The organism is Bifidobacterium actinocoloniiforme DSM 22766, from assembly GCF_001263395.1.
Lineage (GTDB): Bacteria > Actinomycetota > Actinomycetes > Actinomycetales > Bifidobacteriaceae > Bombiscardovia > Bombiscardovia actinocoloniiformis.
In genome coordinates this window covers 1,051,861-1,073,250 of sequence record NZ_CP011786.1, presented here as the reverse complement: position 1 = coordinate 1,073,250, position 21,390 = coordinate 1,051,861, and the positions used below count along the sequence as shown (strand labels likewise).

20 protein-coding genes and 2 tRNA genes are annotated in these 21,390 nt (G+C 63.2%); 14 read left to right on the top strand and 8 right to left on the bottom strand.

Going from position 1 to position 21,390, the window contains the following annotated elements:
• Positions 1-50 precede the first annotated feature (50 nt).
• The 3 genes from lysS to AB656_RS04415 all read left to right on the top strand — a co-directional run bounded on the left by lysS (position 51) and on the right by AB656_RS04415 (position 3,610).
• Complete coding sequence (gene lysS / locus AB656_RS04425) at positions 51-1,709, top strand: lysine--tRNA ligase (protein ID WP_033503578.1); 1,659 nt, start codon at positions 51-53, stop codon at positions 1,707-1,709.
• 91 nt (positions 1,710-1,800) lie between these two features.
• Positions 1,801-2,802, top strand: coding sequence for a 1,4-dihydroxy-2-naphthoate octaprenyltransferase (gene menA, locus AB656_RS04420; protein ID WP_051905348.1), 1,002 nt, complete (start codon positions 1,801-1,803; stop codon positions 2,800-2,802).
• A gap of 67 nt (positions 2,803-2,869) precedes the next feature.
• A complete protein-coding gene (locus AB656_RS04415; protein ID WP_033503577.1) occupies positions 2,870-3,610 on the top strand; it encodes a phosphoglyceromutase in 741 nt (246 codons plus the stop codon).
• A gap of 97 nt (positions 3,611-3,707) precedes the next feature.
• On the opposite strand, the gene phoU is transcribed toward AB656_RS04415, so the two are convergent.
• On the bottom strand, positions 3,708-4,382 hold the full coding sequence (gene phoU, locus AB656_RS04410; RefSeq protein ID WP_033503575.1) for a phosphate signaling complex protein PhoU: 675 nt from the start codon (positions 4,380-4,382) through the stop codon (positions 3,708-3,710).
• A 114-nt stretch (positions 4,383-4,496) separates the two neighbouring features.
• Between phoU and AB656_RS04405 the strand changes: the two genes are divergently transcribed.
• Positions 4,497-5,786 (top strand): sensor histidine kinase, encoded by a 1,290-nt coding sequence (locus tag AB656_RS04405; protein ID WP_051905347.1) that lies wholly within the window; start codon positions 4,497-4,499, stop codon positions 5,784-5,786.
• Between the two features lie 85 nt (positions 5,787-5,871).
• Here the strand turns inward: AB656_RS04405 and AB656_RS04400 are convergent, their stop codons facing one another.
• On the bottom strand, positions 5,872-6,126 hold the full coding sequence (locus AB656_RS04400; RefSeq protein ID WP_033503573.1) for a hypothetical protein: 255 nt from the start codon (positions 6,124-6,126) through the stop codon (positions 5,872-5,874).
• Between the two features lie 125 nt (positions 6,127-6,251).
• Between AB656_RS04400 and manA the strand changes: the two genes are divergently transcribed.
• From manA to AB656_RS04380, 4 genes are all read left to right on the top strand, one after another.
• Positions 6,252-7,676 (top strand): mannose-6-phosphate isomerase, class I, encoded by a 1,425-nt coding sequence (manA, locus tag AB656_RS04395; protein WP_033503572.1) that lies wholly within the window; start codon positions 6,252-6,254, stop codon positions 7,674-7,676.
• Between the two features lie 284 nt (positions 7,677-7,960).
• Positions 7,961-8,926: a CHAP domain-containing protein gene (locus tag AB656_RS04390; RefSeq protein ID WP_033503571.1), complete on the top strand. Its 966-nt coding sequence runs from the start codon at positions 7,961-7,963 to the stop codon at positions 8,924-8,926.
• Between the two features lie 61 nt (positions 8,927-8,987).
• Positions 8,988-9,728, top strand: coding sequence for a C40 family peptidase (locus AB656_RS04385; RefSeq protein WP_033503570.1), 741 nt, complete (start codon positions 8,988-8,990; stop codon positions 9,726-9,728).
• Between the two features lie 198 nt (positions 9,729-9,926).
• The gene (locus tag AB656_RS04380; protein ID WP_033503568.1) at positions 9,927-10,982 is read left to right on the top strand and encodes a universal stress protein; all 1,056 of its coding nucleotides are present in this window, start codon (positions 9,927-9,929) and stop codon (positions 10,980-10,982) included.
• A gap of 113 nt (positions 10,983-11,095) precedes the next feature.
• Here the strand turns inward: AB656_RS04380 and AB656_RS04375 are convergent, their stop codons facing one another.
• Positions 11,096-11,509 carry an OsmC family protein gene (locus AB656_RS04375; protein WP_033503566.1) on the bottom strand — a complete coding sequence of 138 codons (414 nt, stop codon included), beginning with the start codon at positions 11,507-11,509 and terminating at the stop codon, positions 11,096-11,098.
• 198 nt (positions 11,510-11,707) lie between these two features.
• Here AB656_RS04375 and AB656_RS04370 point away from each other — a divergent pair, with 198 nt between their 5' ends.
• The 3 genes from AB656_RS04370 to AB656_RS04360 are packed head-to-tail and all read left to right on the top strand — an operon-like array spanning position 11,708 to position 13,840.
• Positions 11,708-12,583 (top strand): thymidylate synthase, encoded by an 876-nt coding sequence (locus tag AB656_RS04370; protein ID WP_033503663.1) that lies wholly within the window; start codon positions 11,708-11,710, stop codon positions 12,581-12,583.
• A 53-nt stretch (positions 12,584-12,636) separates the two neighbouring features.
• On the top strand, positions 12,637-13,305 hold the full coding sequence (locus AB656_RS04365; protein WP_033503565.1) for a dihydrofolate reductase: 669 nt from the start codon (positions 12,637-12,639) through the stop codon (positions 13,303-13,305).
• Positions 13,306-13,336: 31 nt separating this feature from the next.
• Complete coding sequence (locus AB656_RS04360) at positions 13,337-13,840, top strand: low molecular weight protein-tyrosine-phosphatase (RefSeq protein ID WP_236681847.1); 504 nt, start codon at positions 13,337-13,339, stop codon at positions 13,838-13,840.
• Between the two features lie 65 nt (positions 13,841-13,905).
• Here AB656_RS04360 and AB656_RS04355 read toward each other — a convergent pair.
• The 4 genes from AB656_RS04355 to galE all read right to left on the bottom strand — a co-directional run bounded on the left by AB656_RS04355 (position 13,906) and on the right by galE (position 15,797).
• Positions 13,906-13,981: transfer RNA gene (locus AB656_RS04355), tRNA-Phe, on the bottom strand.
• A gap of 47 nt (positions 13,982-14,028) precedes the next feature.
• Positions 14,029-14,102, bottom strand: a tRNA-Asp gene (locus AB656_RS04350).
• Positions 14,103-14,224: 122 nt separating this feature from the next.
• Positions 14,225-14,701, bottom strand: a complete 477-nt coding sequence (locus tag AB656_RS04345) for a DUF4190 domain-containing protein (protein ID WP_051905345.1) — start codon at positions 14,699-14,701, stop codon at positions 14,225-14,227.
• 85 nt (positions 14,702-14,786) lie between these two features.
• On the bottom strand, positions 14,787-15,797 hold the full coding sequence (gene galE, locus AB656_RS04340; RefSeq protein WP_033503562.1) for a UDP-glucose 4-epimerase GalE: 1,011 nt from the start codon (positions 15,795-15,797) through the stop codon (positions 14,787-14,789).
• Positions 15,798-15,957: 160 nt separating this feature from the next.
• Here galE and trmB point away from each other — a divergent pair, with 160 nt between their 5' ends.
• The 3 genes from trmB (at position 15,958) to AB656_RS04325 (ending at position 19,575) form a co-directional block, all read left to right on the top strand.
• Positions 15,958-16,815, top strand: a complete 858-nt coding sequence (gene trmB, locus AB656_RS04335) for a tRNA (guanine(46)-N(7))-methyltransferase TrmB (RefSeq protein ID WP_236681846.1) — start codon at positions 15,958-15,960, stop codon at positions 16,813-16,815.
• Positions 16,816-16,954: 139 nt separating this feature from the next.
• A complete protein-coding gene (gene lepB, locus AB656_RS04330) occupies positions 16,955-17,623 on the top strand; it encodes a signal peptidase I (RefSeq protein WP_158336159.1) in 669 nt (222 codons plus the stop codon).
• On the top strand, positions 17,620-19,575 hold the full coding sequence (locus AB656_RS04325; RefSeq protein WP_236681845.1) for an elongation factor G: 1,956 nt from the start codon (positions 17,620-17,622) through the stop codon (positions 19,573-19,575). Before lepB ends, AB656_RS04325 begins: the two co-directional genes overlap by 4 nt.
• 116 nt (positions 19,576-19,691) lie before the next feature.
• Here the strand turns inward: AB656_RS04325 and AB656_RS04320 are convergent, their stop codons facing one another.
• On the bottom strand, positions 19,692-21,257 hold the full coding sequence (locus AB656_RS04320) for a S10 family peptidase (protein WP_051905343.1): 1,566 nt from the start codon (positions 21,255-21,257) through the stop codon (positions 19,692-19,694).
• Between the last annotated feature and the right edge of the window lie 133 nt (positions 21,258-21,390).

Genomic DNA, 21,390 nt, shown 5'->3' with positions numbered 1-21,390 from the left:
CACCGCTGGGAGGCCAGTGAAGTACTGGCGTTTGCGTACACTGGGGACTTATGACTGACTTTATAGAACATGGTGCCCAGAGCGAAGAAGCGTCGGAAAATGGAACCGGCATCTCCACCGTGGAGCGGGCGCAGATGCTGCTGGACCAGGACAAGGCCATCGCCGCCAAGGTGGACCAGGGTCTTGAGCTGGAAGAAGCGGTGGATCCGTCCAACCGCGAGTTCGGCCCCCGGGCCCACCCCGAGCAGGTGCAGATGCGCGTGGCTAAACGGGCGCTCATGCTTAAGCAGGGCATCGCTCCATACCCGGTTCACTTGGATGTGACTGACCGCATCGAGCATGTGCGAGCCGAGTATGAGGGCAAGTTGGAGCCGGGGCAGGAGACTGAGGATGTGGTCGGCATCGCCGGCCGTGTGCTCTTCCTGCGCAATGGCGGCGGCCTATGCTTCGTGCAGCTGTCCGCCGGCGACGGCACCACCATCCAGGGCATGATCTCCAAGAAGGAGGTTGGCGCGGACTCGCTCAAGTCCTTCAAGCAACTGGTGGATTTAGGTGATCAGCTCTATGTCCGTGGTCGGGTGATCGCTTCCAAGACCGGCGAGCTCTCGGTCTTCGCCACGGAGTGGGCCATCGCGGCCAAGGCCTTACAACCCCTGCCTGCGCTCCACAAGGAATTGTCGGACGAGCAGCGCACCCGCAAGCCCTACCTGGCCATGATCGCCGACGAAGCCACACGTGATATGGTCCGCAGGCGCTCCAAGGTGGTCTCCTCCCTGCGCCGCACCTTCGAATCCCAGGACTTCCTGGAAGTCGAGACGCCCATGCTGCAGACCGTGCACGGGGGAGCGGCGGCCCGCCCGTTCACTACGCACATGAACGCCTTCGACATCGACCTCTTTCTGCGCATCGCCCCCGAGCTCTTTTTGAAACGCTGCTTGGTGGGCGGCATCGAGCGGGTCTTCGAGATCAACCGCGACTTCCGCAACGAGGGCGTGGATGGCACGCACGCTCCCGAGTTCACCATGCTGGAGGCCTACCAGGCCTATGGCACCTACGATACGATTGGTGACCTGACCAAGCAGCTGGTGCAGCAGGCCGCCCTCGACGCCTTCGGCTCCACCAAGGTCACCCTGCTGGGTGGCGAGGAGTACGACTTCGGCGGCGAATGGAAGACGATGACCATGTACGGCTCCCTGTCCGAGGCCTTGGGCGAGGAGATCACTCCTGAGACCTCCGTGGAGCACTTGGGCGCCATCGCTGACAAGCTTGGCGTTGAGCGCGACGAGGTCGAGAACCACGGCAAGCTGGTCGAACATCTCTGGGAGCACTTCTACGAGGACAAGCTCTACGAGCCCACATTCGTGCGCGACTTCCCCGTAGAGACCTCGCCCCTGGTCAAGGCCCATCGCTCCAAGCCCGGCATGGTGGAGAAGTGGGACCTGTACGTGCGAGGTTTCGAGCTGGCCACTGGCTACTCCGAGCTCAACGATCCGGTCGTGCAGCGCGAGCGCTTCATCCAGCAGGCCAAGGACGCGGCCGCTGGAGACGAAGAAGCCACCGACATCGACGAGGACTTCCTGGAGGCCCTGGGCGTGGGCATGCCCCCGACCGGTGGCATGGGCATGGGCATTGACCGTCTGCTGATTGCCTTGACCGGCGCCACCATCCGTGAGACCATCACCTTCCCCTTGGTCAAGCCGCTGGTCTGAGATCAACCGGATTCGGGGCTGAGCCCCGCCGATTCAGGCGAAGCCTGGCCGGGTTCGTCCCATGCATAATTCGCCTGGCAGAGGAGATGGTATGAACGTCAAATTGTGGATTAACGGGCTACGTCCCAAGACCTTGCCCGCTTCGGTGGCTCCGGTCTGCGTGGGCGCGGCGGCCGCCCTGCTCCTGCGCTCCCGGTCCGCGGCGGCTTGCGCGGGCACTTGCCCCGTGCCTGCCGATCCGGCTGAAACTGCCCGGGCGGCACGAATCAGCGCAGTGAGCGGTGGCCAGCTGTTGACGGTCTTCATCCTTTTGGTTTTCCTGGCCTTGTTCATGCAGATTGCCGCCAATTTCGCCAACGATTATTCGGACGGGATTCGCGGCACTGATGCCAACCGCAGCGCCGATGAGGAGGTTTCCGGCAAGCCCCGTCGGCTGGTGGCCTCCGGTGTGGCCCCACGCAAGGTCTTCACCGCCATGATGATTGCGGTGGTCATCACTGCTTTGCTTGGTTTAGCGGCCGTTGTAATCACCGGCCACTGGTGGATGCTGCTGGCCGGCCTGGTCTGCTTCGCTGCAGGCTGGTTCTACACCGGCGGCAAGCATCCCTACGGGTACTACGGTCTGGGCGAGGTCTTCGTGTTCATCTTCTTCGGCCTGGTGGCCACCTTGGGCACCGAGTACTTCATGGTCGGCGCCCTCAGCACCGCCGGCTGGCTGGGCGCGTCCGCTGCGGGTTTGAACGCGGTGGGGCTGCTGATGTTCAATAACTATCGCGATATCGAGTCCGACAAGCGCTCCGGTAAGCATACCTACGCCACGATTGTGGGAGATAAGGCTGCCAGAGTCTCTATTTACGCGGTCTACCTGCTCAGCTTGGCATTGGCTATCGTGGAGTTCGCCGGCGCGGTCTGGAGGTTCGGATCCGTGGAGCTGCCCGCCTGGCTGGTCGTGATTCCGATTGCCGTCTGCTTCGGTTTCGTTTGCGCGTTCTTCGCCCGCAGGAACCAGCCTAAGGCCTTTGTCCTGTCTGGTCAGGGCACGCTGATTTCCGCCTTGTGCTGGACGCTCGGACTGCTCCTGCAACTGGTCTGAAACCGGACTGTTAGCGCGCGCATAAAGCTGGTCTTCATGGTCTGGCAGGGCGATTAAACTGTGAAGCATGACATACAAACTAGTATTGCTCCGGCATGGCCAGAGCGCATGGAACAACACCAATCAGTTCACCGGCTGGGTGGACGTCCCGCTGACCGAGCAGGGCGAGCAGGAGGCCCGCAAGGGTGGCCAGCTCCTGAAGGATAAGGGCGTCCTGCCTGACATCGTCTTCACCTCCCTCCTGCGTCGCGCCATCAACACGGCGAACATCTCCCTGGATGTGGCCGACCGTCTCTGGATTCCGGTCAAGCGTGACTGGAGGCTCAACGAGCGCCACTACGGTGCCCTGCAGGGCAAGAACAAGACTGAGATCCGCGAGGAGTACGGCGACGAGAAGTTCATGCTCTGGCGCCGCTCTTACGCCACCCCGCCGCCCGAGATCGACCCGGACGACAAGTACTCGCAGGCCCACGACCCCCAGTACGCGGGAGTGCCCGTGCCGCGCTGCGAGGCCCTGTCCAATGTGGTCAAGCGCGTGACCCCCTACTGGGAGTCCGACATCGTCCCTGAGCTCAAGACCGGCAAGACAGTGATGATCGCCGCCCATGGCAACTCCCTTCGCGCCATCGTCAAGATGCTGGACGGCCTGAGCGAGGAGGAGATCGCCAAGGTGAACATCCCCACCGCCATCCCCCTGCTCTACGAGCTGGACGAGAACTTCAAGCCGATTAAGCCGCGCGGCGAGTACCTGGACCCGGAGGCCGCCGCCGCTGGCGCCGCAGCCGTCGCCGCTCAGGGCCAGAAGTGAGCTTAGGCCGCAAGCGCTTGCGGTAAGCCTTAACAGGAGCAGGCCCCCGCGTTCATCTTGGATGCGGGGGCCTGCTCGTATTGGTCCGTGCCGGCTGTCAGTCGATGTCTTCCAGGTCCTTGGGGTCCTTGGTGGGGTCGAAACCGGAGACGATGTAGACGACGCGGCGGGCGGCGGACACGCCGTGGTCGCCGATGCGCTCCATGAAGCGGGCCAGCAAGACCAGGTCGATCATCTGCTGTTTGGAGCCGGTCCACTCGTCGGACAGGGCCAGATCGAAGGTCTGCTGGTGGAGCTGGTCGAGTTGATCGTCATCGATGATGATCTGCTCGGCCACCTTGGTGTCACGATCGGAGAGCATGGCCACCAGCCGGTCTGACATCTGGTTCAGGAAATCCTGCATGCGGCCGAATAGATCATGAGCCTCGGGCGGCAGCGGGGGGTCGGGATAGGCTCGGCGCACGGCCTCGGCTATGTGGCGGGAGAGGTCGCCCATCCGCTCGAAGGTCGCAGCCAGGCGCAGCGTGGAGACGATGACGCGCAGGTCGGTGGCCACCGGGTTCTGCTTGGCCAGGAGCCGAACGCACTGGTCGATGATCGAGCCTTCCAGCTGGTCGATGGCCTGGTCGCCGTCGATCACCTCCTGGGCCGCGTCCAGGTTCGGCTCCAGCAAAGCCTTGCCGGAGGTCTTGATGGCCTGACTGACGGCGCCCGCTATCCGGTCCATGTCGTCAGCTACCTGACGCATCTCCTCGTTAAAAATCACTCGCATGCCGTTCGCCCTCCTGTAGACCTGCCATAATGAAGCATGACAACAGTCTACGGCCTGGCGTCAACGGATGCCCAGGTCGGCCCAGGGCCAACGCTGGCCCGGTGAGGAGGAGGCATGGGTTTCCTAGCCGATCGCCTGAGCGCTCTAACGAACCCCGCCGCGCGCGAGGGGAGGCAGGAGGCCAGTGAGGACCTGGAAGCTTCCAGCCAGGCCATCCTCTCCCTGGTGGGCTCGCTCGCCGTACTGGTGGGCAGGGACGGGCAGGTGGTCCGCTCCAGCCCGGACGCCTACCGCTTGGGCATCGTCAGTCAGGACCGCATCGTCGACGAGCGGGTAGAAGAGGCGGTCCGCCAGGCCTGGCAGAGCGACAAGGTCTCCCGCTTCTCGTTGACCACCGCCACGCCGGAGGCTTTCGCGGATTTGCCGGGTTTGAGTGAGACGCAGGAAGGCGCTGATCAGGGTGGGGACCACGATGATGGGGCTCTGAGCGAGGTATCGCGCCCCAACTGGCTCAAGGTAGCGGTCGGTCCGATCAGCCTGGGCCTGGTCCTGGTCTTGATTGATGACGTGAGTGAGGCCAAGCGTTTCGAACAGACCCGACAGGCCTTCATCGAACATGTCTCTCGGCAGCTTTCACGGCCAATCAGCTCCCTGGGCGCTCTTGCCGAAAGCTTGACGGCCTTGGCCAAGGGCCCCTGGCGGGAGGGCGAGCGGCTGGAGGAGCGCATGGCGGCGGTCTCCAGCCAAGCCAAGCTGGTCAAGGATTACTCCCGCTACTTGGAGCACACGCTTGGCGACCTCATTCTCTTAATCCGCGCTCAGGAGGAGACTTCAGCCAGCAAGACCGAGCGCATGGACCTGGGCGAGCAGGCGAGCAAGGCTTTGGACGCGGCGCGGCCGCAAGCCGAGGAAGCCGGCGTGAACTTGGTCTGCCGGTCGAGCGGGCCTTTGCCGGTGCTCGGCGACCCCGAACAAGTGCGCGTAGCCGTCTCCAAGCTGGTGGAGAACGCCATCCGATACTCGCCGGCTGGTTCCAAGGTCAGCCTGGAGGCCAAGCCTTCGGCGGACGGCTCCTTCGGCCTGGTCCAAGTGATTGACCGTGGCGCGGGCATCCGCAAGGAGGACCAGGCCCATGTATTCGAGCGCTTCTACCGGGGCGATGAGCAGACCGAGGCCAGCCAGGTGGGCATCGGCCTGGGTCTGTCCATCGTCAAGCATGTGGCTTTGACCCACCACGGTTCGGTCAAGCTCTGGAGCGCTCCGGGCCAGGGTTCGACTTTCACGCTGGCGCTGCCCCTGGCTCCGGCGCCCGCTCCTGCTTCCGCCTCTGACCCAAGTGCGGTCCCAGTGGAGGGCTTCGGGCGGACGGATGGCGGACCAGCGGGTGTCAGTTCAGGAATGTAATCAGGGCTAAAAGGTTAAAGGAATAAAGGAATCTGCCGGGGTCCATGAGAGGGGGTATCCAAGCACCCGGAGTGAGGAAAGGGGGTTACTGGGCCAGGCGCCGGTAGTCCCAGCGGTTGAAGTGCTCCCAAATCAGCAGCAAGACTCCCACGCCCACACCCGAGGCGCAGACAATCAGTGGTTTCATCGCGTCAACCCCGCACCAGAGCATGATGGCGCATACCCCTAAAGACAGCAACCATGCCGTCGTGCCACCCAAGAAGATGCGCCGCAAATCCACCTGGACGGGCTTGGGCGAAGGCCGACGGGCGTCCGGGTCGAAAATCGGTGCGAGTTTCATAGGGATTACTTTATTACGGCCTTTGACAAAGGAGATGCGGATTCTGACGAAGCGCTGACATACTATGGAGCCTGGCCGTCCGGCAGCACCGGCGGCGCGAGTGCCTGAAGCGGAAGGGAGCGTACGTGTACCCTATAGAGCCTGTGCAGAAGCGGTACGCCTGGGGCTCGCATACCCGCTTGCAGGACATGTTCGGCCTGCCGCTAGGGCGGGCGATGGACGGGGACGGCGTGCTGGCGGACACCTTGGCGGAGATGTGGTTCTCGGGGCACCCCCAGTCCCCGTCCACGCTCAGGTTGCCTGACGGGGGCGGCCTGCCCTTGACCCAAGCCATCCAGCGCGATCCCCAGGGCATGGTCGGGCAGGAGGATTCCGAGGATTTCGGCCCAGTTCTGCCCTACTTATTTAAGGTCATTTCGGCCCGCATCCCCTTGTCCTTGCAGGTTCATCCGTTGGACTTCGAGGCGAGGGCCGGATTCAACCGGGAGAACGCGGCCGGCGTTCCTCTGTCGGCCCCGGAGCGCTCCTTTAAGGACACTCTGGCCAAGAACGAGATGGTTGTGGCCTTGGAGCCTTTTACGGCATCGGTCGGGTTCGCGCCGATCTCCACGCAGCTGCAGATTTTGAGAGTGGTGGACCATCCTGTCGCCCAGCGGATGGTGGACGCGCTAGTGACCCACAGGTTCCGCCGGGGAACCACGCCGGCAGGTTTCGCCCAAGCGGATGCGATGATGCCCGTCTCCTCGCTGGCGTGGCCGGACTCCCGGCGCCGGGTCTTCCGCGCCTTCTATACGGCGGTCAGCGCGCAGGCGGGTGATGCGGGCGAATTGACCCCGGCCCTGCTGGACGCCGACAGGCGGATTCACTCGCGCAAGGCGCATGATGCCATAGTCAACGCCCTTCAGGCCGCGCAAGCCTTCCCCGGAGATCCTTCCGTCCTGGCCTTGCTGATGATGAATGCGGTCTGCCTGGATGAGGGTGAATCGGTTTACATCCCAGCAGGCACCCCCCACGCATACATCCACGGCGCGGCGGCGGAAATCATGACCAATTCGGACAATGTGCTGCGCGCAGGCATGACCCCCAAGCACAAGGACCTGGCCAACCTCCTGCACAGCCTGGACTGCCAGCCCGCCAGCCCGATTGACCCATCAAGCTCGATGATCGCGACCCTGGCCATGCACAACATGGTCACCTACCGCCCCCACATCAGCGAATACATGCTGGTCTACGGGTACATGGAGCCTGGTTCGGCCACCTGGCCGCTGATGAGCAGGATCGTCGACCGTTACGGGGACCTGGTCCAGCGCTTCGGTCCCCGCCGCCTCCTGCTGCCCCAGGCCGGCCCTCGCGTGCTGGTGTGCGTCGAAGGCAGTGTGCGCGTGCGCGGCCAGAACCAGGATTTGACCTTGAACCACGGCCAATCCCTCTTCATCCGCTCCGACGATGGCCCCGTCGATATCGTGCGGCCCGAGCCTGGCGGGAGCACCCTCGACGGTTCCCCGGCCGACGACCACGGCTCTTTCCTGATGGCCTCCACTCCTCGATGAGCGGCTTCTTCACGAAGCATTCGTACCACCTCGCTCTTAGCGAGAGGACACGCCGTGCTCAGCTTGCCAGGTTCGGGGATGGGCGTGCGTGGGCCGAATAGCGCTGGGGCCCGAAAAGCCGGGGAGGTCCAAGGGCCGCCATGAGCGTCAGGACGAGTGAGCGGGGCGGTATGGACAATATCGGACGGTTAGGTGGTCGCGGGCATACTGTTGTAAAGTGCAGTAAGTGATGGTTGTGTGACGTTGCGGTATTAGGAATGTAAACAATACAGGAGTGATCGTATATGAGGTTCGCTGCGGACAAGGCGAAAATCGTCCGAGGTGCGCATATCAATCGACAGCGCGCTTCGTCGGTTTCCTCCCAGGCCAAGCGCGGCAGCGGGATCGTGAACGTCTCCCAGGTATTCGCCGCCCAGTCCAAGAAGATGCGCCAGGAAACCGCTGTGGAAGAAGCCCTTGCCCAGCGGTTGAATGAAGTGGCGCCCATGACACGTCGCTCCCGGCGGTTGGCCGCCAAGGCGGCGGCCCGGAAGAACCATGTGATGACCGGTTCCACGATGGCGGCGCTCGTAGGCGTCGCCGCTGGCGCGGTCGCTGTTGTGGCCCCTAAGAGTCCACTGAAGGCGCCCCTGGCCGCCGACCCCACCACTTCGCAAGTGACGACATCCTCGTTCACTTCAGCGCGTGTGGATGGTGGTTCTTCCGTCTCCCGTTCGCAGGTCCGCGTGCCTGAAGGCCAGGATCAGCAGACCAGCAATCATGGCACGTGGGAGTTGGCTGATTCCAGTCTGGACGTGTCCAGCATGTTCAAGTCCCTGGCCGACAACCCGGTCGTGGCCAAGCTGATGGACCAGAATCAGGCGGTCCTGCCCGCCAACTTCAACCCTAACCATTCCACCGGCGACGCGGGCAACGTTTACGAATTCAGCCAATGCACCTGGTGGGCTTACGTGCGCCGCCACCAGTTGGGCCTGCCGGTCGGCTCCCATATGGGCAATGGCTGCCAGTGGGCCGCCTCCGCCCGAGCTCTGGGCTACTGGGTGGATAACACCCCGCGCAATGTGGGCGATGTGATTGTCTTCAACGCAGGTCAGGAGGGCACTGACCCTACTTACGGCCATGTGGGCATCGTGGAGAGCATCAACCCCGACGGGTCGATCACCACCTCTGAGTGCGGCGTCTCGTTGGGCGGTAAGACCTACTCCCATACGTATAAAAACGTCCACGACTTCCAGTTCGTCCATTACTGATTCCACGGGTTCCGGCACCGTCGCCGCTGCCTTCTTCGCCTTGTGGTAGAGTGAGGAGATAATGAACATTCAACGGAAAACATGGACTACAGCGGCCGCATCAGTGCTGGCCTGCTCTACGCTGCTGGCGGGCTTCTCGGCCGTCGCCTTCGCGGACACGCAGTCTTCTGCGGCAACCGTGACTTCCTCCCGTTCTTTCAGGTCCGCTGACCAGCCTCGCAAGAATCTTCTTGCTGAGTCCACTTCTACTTCGGTGGATACCAACAGCAACTGGGGAGGCATTGAAAGCCTGAATGTGCCGCAGACTAAGTCCCAGGCGGAAAAAGATGCTGAGGTCAAGGCGCAGGCCGAGGCCAACGCTAAAAAGGCCCAGCAGGAGGCAGCGGCTTCTCAGCAGCGATCTTTGTCGGTCAGCCGTTCGGCCAGCAGGAGCGCTTTGCCCTCGAAGGATGCTCCGGCTTCGGCCAGTGGTCAGGCGGTTTTGGATTATGCCACGACTTTTCTGGGGATACCCTATAAGAGCGGCGGTAATACTCCAGATGAAGGCTTCGACTGTTCGGGCTTCACGCGTTACGTTTACGCCCACTTCGGCATCAATCTGCCGCGCATAGCTAATGCGCAGCGCGTGGGTCAACAAGTGTCTAATCCTTCAACCGGTGATTTGATGGTTGCTAAAGATGGCAGTCATGTCGCCATCTATATCAGCGGTGGCAGCATGATTCACGCTCCCCAGCCGGGACAGTCCGTTAAAATACAAGCCATTTACAATCCAGGCGGTTGGGATTTTTATCGAGTGCTATAGCGACTTCTGCCGGCTCAAGGTAGAGGCATTCGGATCTTGAGGAAGGCTCCCGAGGGGGCCTTCCTCTATGTCTGGACGAAGATGGACGAAACGCCACGAGGATGAACCGGATTATCGGCTGCTCCTGGTGCGATATTCTTAAGGCAAGATAGAGGCGAGGTCCATTGGCCTGGCCCCGTGAGTCATGAGGAGGTCGTTATGATCAACGACAAGGCGATTCTGGTTGGTGTGGATGGGTCGGACGCCAGCTACAAGGCCACCTGGTGGGCGGCTAACTACGCCAAGCACGCCGGGCTGACCCTGCAAATCGTGTGCGCGTATTCGCTGCCCTCGTACGCAGCCGTGTCCTTCGACGCTACCTACACGACGATGGGCGATGACGCGGCCGCCCATTCGGACGCGCAGGAGATTCTATCGAAGGCCAAGGCCATAGCGGATGAGCAGGGCGTCGAGGCCGTCACGCTGATTGTGACCGGTGACCCCTCCTCGGTGTTCGTGGAGCTGAGCCGCAACTACAACCTGATTGTCATCGGCAACCGTGGCAAGGGGGGCTTGGCCGAGCGCCTGTTGGGCACCACATCCTCCTCCCTGCCCGCGTACGCTTACTGCCCGATCGTAGTGGTGCCCTACACCGATGACGACGGCAATCTCATGCACTTGAACAACCAGATCAGGAAAGTGGCCGTCGGCTCTGACGAGTCCAAGTGGGGTCTCAAAGCCCTTCAGATCGCGGCGGAGTTCGCCGCTAACTGGGACGCCACTCTTGACGTGATTTCCGCAGTGCCGAACATCTCCGGCCTGACCGGCACGGGTTCGGCCGAGGAGAAGAGTGTGATGGACTCCTACCTGGAGGACTTGGATGACCGTATCCAGCCCCTCCAGCAGACGTATCCGGGCCTGAAGATCGACAAGAAGGTCGTGCCGGGCTCAGCGGTTGAGGCCCTGACCCAAGCCAGCAGGGATCACGACGTGGTCGTCGTCGGGTCCCGCGGCCGTGGCGGCTTCACTGGCCTTCTGCTTGGCTCGACCAGTCAGGGCCTCCTCCAGCATGCGGTCTCCCCGGTCTATGTGGTGCCCCGTAAATACGTGGAGGCCAGCGAGTCCGAGCTTGAGACGGCTACCTTCAGCGCTGAGGAGGGTGAGACCCCGACCCTGGAGGACATCAACGGGGTGAAGGAGGTCTCGGTCGCTAAGGCCAAGGGGGTGGAGGACATCGAGTCCGCCATCGACCCGCTGCACGACGATCAGGACTAGTCGCCCGACTGAGGCGACAACGGCGAGGGGCCGTCCGCCACCTGTTCAAACTGGTGGCGGACGGCCCCTCTCGCGTCCGAGTGCCGAGGGTAAGCCCGGCTCCGTCGGTGTGCTCAGCGGCGCACGTTGACGCTCATCCGCACCGGAGTTTCGCGCTCGTAGGTGTGCTTGACCGTACAGGACTTGTCAATGTGGCGCGTGACCCTCTCGACCAGCTTGTCGGCGTCCTCATCGCTCAGGTGGGCGTCGGAGCCGTCCAGGTTCACCTGCTCATCGAAGCTCAGGAAGGCGTCGTCATCGTCGCTGTAGCGGGCGTTGACCACGACCTTGGCCCCCTTGCCCTCGCCCAAGGCTCGCTCGACTGCGAACTGGCTGGACATGCCCGCGCAGCCGGCCAGAGCGAGTTGTACGAGATCACCGGGGGTGAACAGGCCTTCTCCCCGGCCGAACCTAATCATGGCGCCATCGTCCGAATGGCCTTCCCAGACGCCATCGGCGCCACGCTCAACCCATAGTCTTTTCGCCATAGCTACCTCTCAATGCTCGTGTGTGTACATATCCAATCTACCCCCAAACGCCGCGCGGATGGGTCTGAATCCGTGCGGATGCGCCCGATTGAGCCGGGGGAGGAAGCTCAGCCGCCGCAGGCCTTCACAAGCGCCGGGTCATCCGCTTCGAGCCTGGGGGCCTATGCAGGCGGATTGGGACTTGCTAAACTTGGTCGCATGGCTTTGACTCAGCAGCAGCTCGCAGAGATTCGCACCCGCATTCCACAACGTCCCGAGACCGACATCCCTACTCCTTATGAGGATTTGGTCCGTAAAATCCTGCGCGAGGGCCATTTGAAGTCCGACCGCACCGGTACCGGCACGATTTCCCTGTTCGGCCAGCAGATGCGCTTCGACCTGTCCTCGAGCTTCCCCCTGCTGACCACAAAGACCGTCTTCTTTAAGGGGCTGGCTTACGAGCTGCTCTGGTTCCTTAAGGGTTCCTCCAACGTCCGCTGGCTGCAGGAGCGCGGCGTGCATATCTGGGATGAGTGGGCCGATTCCGAAACCGGCGAGTTAGGGCCTGTATACGGCGTTCAATGGCGTTCCTGGCCCGCCCCCACCCCAGAGGACCCCAGCCGTACGATCGACCAGATCTCCAAGGCTTTGGACCTGATCAAGCGCAATCCCGACTCCCGGCGCATTATCGTTACCGCCTGGAACCCGGCTGAAATCGACCAGATGGCCCTGCCTCCCTGCCACGCGCTCTTCCAGTTCTACGTGGCCGACGGCAAGCTCTCATGCCAGCTCTACCAGCGCTCCTGCGACATGTTCCTGGGCGTGCCGTTCAACATCGCCTCTTACTCCCTGCTGACTGAGATGATGGCCCAGCAGGCGGGCTTGGAACCTGGCGAATTCGTTTGGACGGGCGGCGACTGCCACGTGTACGACAACCATATCGATCAGGTGCTGGAGCAACTCTCCCGCGAACCCTACCCTTACCCGCGTCTTGAGATGCGCAAGGCCGAGTCGATTTTCGACTACCAGTACGAGGATTTCAAGATTCTGGACTACCGGCACCACCCCACCATCAAAGCGCCGGTGGCGGTCTGAGCTAGTCAGTAGTATATTGTTGCAAATCCCTGATAGAGGAGCATGGCGACACTATGGAGCATGACAGTAGCAGCAAAAGCGGCTATCACGAACCCGAGCCCGGTCATGCCGGGCTGCTGGGGGATAAAAGCAAGGAGTTTGAGGAGGACAATCTCTCCGACCCTTGTTCGATTAACCTGATTTGGGCCCAAGCCCGTGCCAACGATGGCAAGCGGGGAGCCATTGGCTACCAAGGGGGGATGCCTTGGCGGCTGAGCGAGGACATGAAGCGCTTCAAGGAACTGACGATATCCCACCCTGTGCTGATGGGGCGGCTCACCTGGCAGTCCATGGGGTCCAAGCCGCTGCCTGGCAGGGACAACGTCGTCATCTCCGGCAACCCTGACTTCAGGGCGCCCGGCGCAACGGTCATGATGAGCTTGCAGGACGCGGTGGAAATGGCCCGCCAGGAGGCCATACCCGCAGATGGGATCGACCGTTCGGAGATATGGGTCATCGGCGGTGCCCGCATTTTCCAAGAGGCGCTTTCCCTGGCTGACCGCGCTTATGTGACGGAGCTGGACGCGCAGGTGGACGCGGATACGTTCGCGCCGGACATGGACGAACTGGCGGGCCACCGTTTCTGGAGGGTCGGTCAGCGGGGGTCCTGGCAGCAAGCCGTAGATCCGCGCGACCGGGGCGTCAAGCGTTTCCGGTACGTCACCTATGAAAAGGTCAGATGAAGGAGGCCTCATAAGGATGCAAGGGGACCGTATGCCCTATGTGGTGATGACGGTGTGCACCGGCAATATTTGCCGTTCGCCGATGGCGGAGATTATCCTTCGCAAGTTTTTCCAAGACCGAGGGGCGGATCCCGATCGGGTGCGTGTGGAGTCCTCAGGAGTCAGCGACGAGGAGTTCGGCAATCCAATCGACCGCAGGGCCCAGAAGGTGCTCAAGGAACGTGGCTATGACCTGCCGGATGACCATTTCGCCCACCGGATCAGCCGGGAGGAGGCCGAGCGTTCGGACCTTCTGCTGCCGATGACCGCCGACCACATGCGCGCCTTGTTGCGCATCCTGCCCCCTGATAAGCGCCCGGCCGTCCACCTCTACCGCTCCTTCGACCCGGACTTGCCTCAGCCTCGGCCAGGGCATGAGTCCGACCTGGACCTGGTGGACCCCTGGTACGGTGGCCCCCAGGATTTCGAGCTCGCGATCGACCAGATAGAGCGTACCGCCCCCTACATCGTGGACTGGGTGCTCAAGCGGGTGTGATCGCTGAGGGGCCCGCGAATGCGCAGAACCCCTCTCCTGCATGGTTGCGGGGGAGGGGTTCTTGCTGGTGGCTCCGAGCGGGATCGAACCGTTGACCTAGCGATTTTCAGTCGCTCGCTCTACCAACTGAGCTACAGAGCCATGTTTTCCGAATTTTTGGGATCAGCGGGAAAAGGCTGAAAACCCAGCGACTCCGGCCGGACTTGAACCGGTGACCTCCGCCGTGACAGGGCGGCGCTCTAACCAACTGAGCTACGGAGCCGTGGCTGCTTTAACAGCCAAGTGATTAGTTTACATGAACTGTCCGCTTATGCAAGCCTACGGCGCGTCGCGCTCGTGGCGCTGCCCGCTGCCTTGGCGGGCCAGCCTTGCCGGGCCTTGAGGTCAGAGGACGCCTTTGGCGCGAACGGCGCAGGCCATGGCCGTGATGCTGTCGGAATGGTAGCCGCCGTGGCTGAATTCGGATAGGGATTGGACCGTCATGAAGACGAAAAGCAGGACGATGAACCGCAAGACCAGGCCAACGGCTGAGATGATGACGCCGGCGATCGCCATGCCGCTCTTCTGGTCGGGTTTGCGCTTGCTCTCGCTGTAGGCGATGATCGAGACGATTAATCCGGCCAGGGGCAGGATGAAGGAAAGAATGAAGCCTGCGATCGCTACGCCGCTCGTCCGCGTCGCCGGTGACATGGAGCTGTACGCCTGGCCATAGGGAGGCTGGGTGGGGACCAGGTAGGGGTTGGCGGGATCGGTAGGCATGGCCCCCTGGCCGCCTTGCGGGTTCTGGGGCTGGCCGTACTGGGCCGGGTAGGGGTCTTGGCTGTAGGGGGTTTGCGGCTGGTTGCGCCAATCGTTGCTCATACTTTCAGATTAGGCCTGGGTCGGTAAAACCCCGGTGGCGAGGCGGCTCGCGCACCGGGGCTAGTGGAGGGGCAGGGTCAGGAAATCAGTTGGTCTGCTTCCAAGCGTCCGTATCGATGTGGTGGTCGGGGTTGGCCTGCCATGCCTTCCAGGCGGACTCGACGATGTCTTCCACGTCGAACCGGGCGTGCCAACCCATCTCCTCGTTGATTCGCTTGGGCGAGCCGATGAGCTGGGCCGGGTCGCCGGGTCGCCGTGGCTCGATGGCCTCCTTGAAGGGCAGTCCGGTGACTTTCTTGACCTCGTCCACGATTTGTCGCACCGAGGTGCCTTTGCCGGTGCCGACGTTGAAGGCGTCGTACCTGCGCTGGTCCCGGTCCAGGTAGGCGAGCGCCGCCAGGTGGGCGTCCGCCAGGTCGGTGATGTGGATGTAATCGCGGATGCAGGTCCCGTCAGGCGTGGGGTAGTCGTCGCCGAAGATGGCTGGCGCCTTGCCCTGCTTCAGGCGGTCGAAGAGCATGGGGATCAGGTTCAGGATGGCCGGGTCCTCCAGCTCGACGGGGCCGCAACCGGCCACATTGAAGTAGCGCAGCGCGCAGAAGCGGATGCCGAATGGCTGCTCGCAGGCCCGGGCCATCCACTCGCCGAAGAGCTTGGTCTGCCCATAAGGGTTAATCGGCACCATCGGCTGCACGTCCTCGGGCACGACCGAGACCGGAGGCTCGCCGTAGGTGGAGGCGGAGGAGGAGAAGACCAGCTTCTTGGCGTCGGTGGTGGACATGGCCTTCAGGACGTTGAGCATGCCGTTCACGTTCTGCTGGTAGTACCACAGGGGCTTGGCGACCGATTCGCCCACCTGCTTGCGGGCGGCGAAGTGGATGATTGAGTCCACGTTGTCGTCGCGGATGATTTCGGCCAGGCGCTCGTCGGCGCCGGGCGCGGCGATGTCCGCTCCGTACAGGCGGGCGCCCTCGATGCGCGAGGCCTTGCCGTAGCTCAGGTCGTCGACGACCACGACATCCTGTCCGGCTTGGTGAAGGGCGTGGACCACATGCGCTCCGATGTAACCGCAGCCGCCAGTGACGAGGACCGACATTTTTACCACCTTCCTGCAAAAGGGCACCCTGACAGAGGATGTTCGCTTTTGCACGTTTTTGTTTGTATTTGTTCTAAATAAAGTATAGCATGATGCTTTTGCCGGAGGAGCCGGCTGGCGGCGGCCCTCTTATACCTTCCTTCGGCTATATATGGTAGTGATGAGCACTCTAGAGAACGCCGCGCGCACCCGGGCCGGGGCCGACCGCGGACGCAGAACCATCGTCTCATTCATGCGGCGCTCAGGCAAACTTGACGCCCGCCTGGCCCGCGCCTGGAGTGAGCACTCCGCCGCCTACCTCCTGAAACTGGACCAGGCCCCAGCGGGCTTGGGTGTGGACCCGGGGCTGACGGTGGACCGTGGCTTCCTGGAAACCGCCTTTGGCCGTCGCGCCCCGCTGACGCTGGAGATCGGCAGCGGCCAGGGGGAGAATGTCGTTGCGGCGGCGGCCGACCACCCTGAGCGCGACTACTTGGCCCTGGAAGTCTACGAGCCTGGTCTGGCCCATACGATGCTCCTGGCGGGCAAGCAGGGCCTGAGCAACCTGCGCCTGGCGAGGACCAACGCCACCGAGTTCATCTCCGCGGCTGGCCCGGGGGCCCTGGACGAGGCGTGGACGTTCTTCCCTGATCCCTGGCCTAAGATGAAGCACCACAAACGTCGCCTGATTCAACCCGCCTTGGCCGCTGACCTGGCCCGGGCTCTGACGCCCGGTGGCCTGTGGAGGATCGCCACCGACATCGACGACTACGCCCTGCACGTGCATGAGGTCATGGACGCTGACCCGGCTTGGAGGAACCTGGGCGACGAGCGGGTCAGCCTGGCCATCGAGCACGTGGGCAAAGGTACCGCCGAGCGGGCCGCGGCTCTGCCGCACGCGGACTTCCTTGAATCGACGCGCTTCCCTGGGCGGATCCTGACCAATTTCGAGCGCAAGGGGCTGGTGGCTGGCCGCGCCATCCACGATTTGACCTACCAGGTTGTCCGCGCTGGGGACGGAGAACTTCGTCCGCGCTAGGTGCACGCTCGAGACCTGCAAGCAGGGCGGAGGGAGAGCCCTGTGGGACCGTGGAAGACGGTAGATGGGGGTCATTACACTGAGGTTGTCTTTAAGTAGCTGGCGGGGCGGCGCCTGCGGCGGGAGGAAGGGGTGGAGCGTGGATAGGGATCATGCGAAGCCTGAGCGGCTCCCTGCGGAGGGTCAGGAGCAATCCAATCAGCGTACGAACCCAGGCAAGCCTTCCTTGCGCAGGAGGTTGCTGACTGATGCTGCTTGGCTCCTCGCCTGCGTGCTGGCGGTCGTCCTGCTGAGGATGTTTGTCTTTGGAGCCTACGTGATTCCTTCCGAGTCGATGGAGCCCACGCTGAACGTAGGCGACAGGGTCGTCGCCTCTAAGCTCCAGCCGCGCTTGCGCGGGGTCCAACGGGGCGACATCGTGATTTTCCACGACCCGGACCGCTGGCTCAACACCGGCCCGGGCGACGACTACCTGATTAAGCGGGTCATCGGCGTGGCCGGCGACCACGTGTCCGCCGATGGGTCGGGCTCGGTCGTGGTGAACGGCAAGCCTTTGAACGAGTCTTCCTACATCATGCCGGGGGCGGTGCCCTCGCAAATCCCGTTTTCGGTCAAGGTGCGCCCCGGTTGCATTTTCGTCATGGGCGACAACCGGTCCAACTCCGCCGACTCCCGCTTCCATATGAGCGACGCGAACGGAGGTCAGGTGCCCTTGGGGCGGGTCGAAGCGATCGCCAACTGGACCTATTGGCCCCTGGACCGGCTTGGGGCCATCCACAGGCCGGGTGAGATCTTCGCTGGGCTATGAACCAGGAGATGGACCGCCCGCGCCGCATCGTCTTAGGCATCCTGGCTCATGTGGATGCCGGCAAAACCACCCTGGCTGAAGCCATGCTCTACCAGACCGGGCGTATACGCAAGCTGGGGCGGGTGGATCACGGCGATGCCTTCCTGGACACCGACGGCATGGAAAAAGAGCGTGGGATCACGATCTTTGCCAAGCAAGCCCTTCTGGAGCATGGCGACTTGGCCATGACCCTGCTGGACACCCCCGGGCACGCTGATTTCTCCGCCGAAATGGAGCGCACCCTAGGAGTCCTGGACTACGCCATCCTGGTGGTCTCGGCCCCCGACGGGGTCCGCGGCCAGGAACAGACCCTTTGGCGACTTCTGGAGCGGTACAAGCTGCCTGTCTTCGTTTTCGTCAACAAGATGGATGCGCCCCAGGCCGGCCGCCAAGCCCTCCTGGAGCAGTTGGGCAAGCGGTTGGGGAAGGGCTTTGTGGATTGCTCCGCCGGCGCTGACCCCGCGCGCCTGGAGGAGACGGCCCTCTTAAGCGAGGCGGCCCTTGAGGAGTTCCTGGAGCAGGGACGGGTCAGCGATGGGCGGATGCGGGACTTGATTGCCCGCCGGCGGCTGTTCCCGGTCTATTTTGGCTCCGCCCTGCGCTTGGACGGCGTTCAGGATTTGCTGGAAGGACTGGGCCGGTACACCCGGGAACCTGATCGAGGGCTGGATTTCGGAGCGAGGGTCTTCAAGATCTCCCATGACAAAGACGGTGGCCGACTGACCTGGATCAAAGTCACCGGAGGGGATCTGGCGGTCAAAGCCATGCTGACCGGCGCGGCGCGGGACGCGAATGAGAAAGTGGACCAAATCCGCCTGTACTCCGGAGCTAGGTTCAGCCTGGTGAACCACGCTCAAGCCGGGATGGTCTGCGCTTTGACGGGGTTGGACACGACCCATCCGGGCGAGGGGCTGGGGGCGCAGGGCGACGGCGTTAAACCGCTGTCAGAGTCTGTGCTGACCTACACCGTCCTGCCCGGGGAGGCGAATATTCACCAGGTGCTTGCCGCCCTGCGCCTGCTGGCGGACGAGGACCCGCTCCTGCGCGTGCGCTGGGTGGAGCGGCTGGGGCAGGTGCGCCTGCAGCTGATGGGCAAGGTCCAGCTGGAGGTGGTTCGAGAGGAGCTTAAGGAACGGTTCGGCCTCGAAGTGGACTTCGGGCCCGGGTCGATTCTCTACAAGGAGACCATCGCCGCGCCGGTCGAGGGCGTTGGCCACTTCGAGCCCCTGCGCCACTACGCCGAGGTCCACCTTCTCATGGAGCCGTCCGAGCCTGGGTCCGGGCTGGCTTTCGCTTCAGCGGTCAGCCTGGATGACCTTCCGGGCAACTGGCAGCGGCTGATTCTGGGCCACTTGCGCGAAAAGGAGCACCTGGGCGTCCTCACCGGCTCTCCGATAACGGACATGCGGATCACCCTGGTCGCCGCCCGGGGCCATGAGAAGCACACCGAGGGCGGCGACTTCCGCCAGGCCACCTACCGGGCCGTTCGCCAGGGGCTGATGCACGCCCGCAATGTCCTGCTGGAGCCCTGGTACTCCTTCCGGCTGGAGCTGCCCCAGGAGCAGCTGGGCCGCGCCATGTCCGACATACAGCGGATGAGTGGCTCCTTTGACGCGCCCGACAGCGAGGGCGATTACGCGGTTGTGACAGGCAGCGCCCCGGTGTCGCAAATGCGGGATTATGCGCTTGATGTCACCGCCTACACCCACGGCCAAGGTCAGCTGACCTGCCTGGTGGACGGATACCGGCCCTGCCATGACGCCGATGCCGTCATCGCTGCCCGTAACTACGACCCCGAGGCCGACTTGGAGAACACCCCGGACTCGGTCTTCTGCGCCCACGGCGCCGGCTACCCGGTCAAGTGGAGCCGGGTCCCCGATTTCATGCACCTGCCGGGCGGCAAGTACCTGTAAGCCGCCGAGCGGTTCGGGCAGGCGCCGTCTCGATCGCCTGGCCATGCAGGTAAAGACGCGAGGACCCCGGCAGAGGAACTCAACGACTGCCGGGGTCCGCCTATAGAAGAAGAGCCTCAGCGCATCTCGTCGGCTGTGGGCTGGGAGGGGCGCTCGTTGATCTCAGGCATGTCCTCGGGGGTGGCGGCGTAGAAGTGCTTGAGGTCATGGGCGAACTTCTTGTAGCTCTCCAGGTTGGTGTAGACCATATGGCCGGCCGGGTAGTAGGTGAAGGCGATGTTGTCGTGCAGGGAGGCGTCGATGCCCATGTGGTCGATGTCGTATTCGGTCTGGCCGAAGGGCGTGGCCAGGTCGAAGAAGCCATTGCAGACCAGGACCTTCATCCGTGGGTGGCGGACCAAGGCGGTGGCCAGGTCGGGCGTGACCTTGGGGAAGGGCGTCTTGTCGCCGAAGGAGGAGATGGCCCGTGGCGGCAGTTGGTGCCACCAGACCCAGCCCTTGCCCGGTTCTGTGGCTCCCCACTCGAAACCTGCATGGGACTTGCGTTCAGGACGGCCCTCCCATCCCAGCTCGTCGCGCAGGTAGGCGTTGCCCAGGGCGTTGTATGGAGGTTCCATGAAGTTATCGTCCACCACGAACGTCTCCACGTCCGAGATGCGGTCCATGTCGAGTCCTTGGGTGCGGCCGTCATAGCGGCCTACGATGCTGTCCTCGCTGCGCAGGAGCTGCTTGCGGAAGCGGTCGTCCAGGACCCGGAGGTTGGAATCGATTACGTACCGCGCATCCAAGCCGGTCAACTCGGCGTAGCGTGCGGCCACGCGCTCGCGCTCGGCGGCGCCCAGTTGGTCTCCCCGCCACAGGGCCTGGCGCAGGGGGCCATTGGCGAAGGCGCGCGCCTGCTGCAGGTGCTCATCCATGCTCACCCCGGCGCCGGCCTTGCCGTGGTACTTGGCGATGGCCGCATAGGTGGGGAAGTAGCCGATGTAGTACTGGTCGGAGGTGTCGAAGGTGAAGCCGTAATCCAGGATGTTGGACAGTAAGGTCAGACCGTTCAAGGCGATGCCGTCCTGCTGCAGGCGGAAGGACAGGGCCGCGCCACGGGTGGTGCCGTAGGATTCGCCCAGGAGGTACTTGGGGGAGTTCCAACGATGGTACTTGCTCAGCCAAGCGCGGATGAACGCGGAGAACCCGCGCACGTCCCCGTCCACTGACCACAGCTCCTTCTTGGCTTCTTCCACCACTTGGGAGAAGCCGGCACCGGGCGCGTCAACGAAAATCAGATCGGATTCGGGCAGTAGGGTGTCCGGGTTCTCGGGCATGTCGTACGGGGCCGCGGGTTCGGGCACGGCGTCGGGGATGTTGATGCGCTTGGGGCCCACCGAGCCCATCATCAGGAAGGTGGAGGCGGACCCAGGGCCGCCGTTGAAGATGAAGGTCACTGGTCGCCTGGCATCGGGATTGCCTTGGGCGTCGACCACGGTGAAGGCGGAGAAGAAGACGGAGGCCGCCGGCTTCACCGTGGCGGTGTCGATCGTAATGGTGCCCACAGTAGCGTCGTAGGCCCATTCCTTGCCGTCCAGGGTGATCGTGTGGTGGGTCACATGCTCGCTCTCCGCCTGCAGGGCGCTCGCTGCCTGCTGGCTGGTCTGGTTCTGGACGGTGGGTTCGTTCTGCTCGCTCATGTCGCTCCTCCGATTAGCGGCGGCCCAAGCCTTACTGCTTGATAGCAGTGGGAAGGATTGCGCCGTATGATCTCGTTCAGGCTGTGCTTCCCCATAGCGCTCGCAGGCGGTGGGGTCAGATGAGGGGGAGGCT

Excerpts from the sequence above, each read along its gene's own strand:
- AB656_RS04415 (WP_033503577.1), top strand. The coding sequence starts at position 2,870 with ATGACATACAAACTAGTATTGCTCCGGCATGGCCAGAGCGCATGGAAC.
- AB656_RS04390 (WP_033503571.1), top strand. The coding sequence starts at position 7,961 with ATGAGGTTCGCTGCGGACAAGGCGAAAATCGTCCGAGGTGCGCATATC.
- AB656_RS04385 (WP_033503570.1), top strand. The coding sequence starts at position 8,988 with ATGAACATTCAACGGAAAACATGGACTACAGCGGCCGCATCAGTGCTG.
- lysS (WP_033503578.1), top strand. The coding sequence starts at position 51 with ATGACTGACTTTATAGAACATGGTGCCCAGAGCGAAGAAGCGTCGGAA.
- AB656_RS04375 (WP_033503566.1), bottom strand. The coding sequence starts at position 11,509 with ATGGCGAAAAGACTATGGGTTGAGCGTGGCGCCGATGGCGTCTGGGAA.
- AB656_RS04325 (WP_236681845.1), top strand. The coding sequence starts at position 17,620 with ATGAACCAGGAGATGGACCGCCCGCGCCGCATCGTCTTAGGCATCCTG.
- AB656_RS04345 (WP_051905345.1), bottom strand. The coding sequence starts at position 14,701 with ATGAGCAACGATTGGCGCAACCAGCCGCAAACCCCCTACAGCCAAGAC.
- menA (WP_051905348.1), top strand. The coding sequence starts at position 1,801 with ATGAACGTCAAATTGTGGATTAACGGGCTACGTCCCAAGACCTTGCCC.
- AB656_RS04380 (WP_033503568.1), top strand. The coding sequence starts at position 9,927 with ATGATCAACGACAAGGCGATTCTGGTTGGTGTGGATGGGTCGGACGCC.
- AB656_RS04365 (WP_033503565.1), top strand. The coding sequence starts at position 12,637 with ATGGAGCATGACAGTAGCAGCAAAAGCGGCTATCACGAACCCGAGCCC.
- AB656_RS04400 (WP_033503573.1), bottom strand. The coding sequence starts at position 6,126 with ATGAAACTCGCACCGATTTTCGACCCGGACGCCCGTCGGCCTTCGCCC.
- trmB (WP_236681846.1), top strand. The coding sequence starts at position 15,958 with ATGAGCACTCTAGAGAACGCCGCGCGCACCCGGGCCGGGGCCGACCGC.
- AB656_RS04370 (WP_033503663.1), top strand. The coding sequence starts at position 11,708 with ATGGCTTTGACTCAGCAGCAGCTCGCAGAGATTCGCACCCGCATTCCA.
- galE (WP_033503562.1), bottom strand. The coding sequence starts at position 15,797 with ATGTCGGTCCTCGTCACTGGCGGCTGCGGTTACATCGGAGCGCATGTG.
- AB656_RS04405 (WP_051905347.1), top strand. The coding sequence starts at position 4,497 with ATGGGTTTCCTAGCCGATCGCCTGAGCGCTCTAACGAACCCCGCCGCG.
- phoU (WP_033503575.1), bottom strand. The coding sequence starts at position 4,382 with ATGCGAGTGATTTTTAACGAGGAGATGCGTCAGGTAGCTGACGACATG.
- AB656_RS04360 (WP_236681847.1), top strand. The coding sequence starts at position 13,337 with ATGCCCTATGTGGTGATGACGGTGTGCACCGGCAATATTTGCCGTTCG.
- AB656_RS04320 (WP_051905343.1), bottom strand. The coding sequence starts at position 21,257 with ATGAGCGAGCAGAACGAACCCACCGTCCAGAACCAGACCAGCCAGCAG.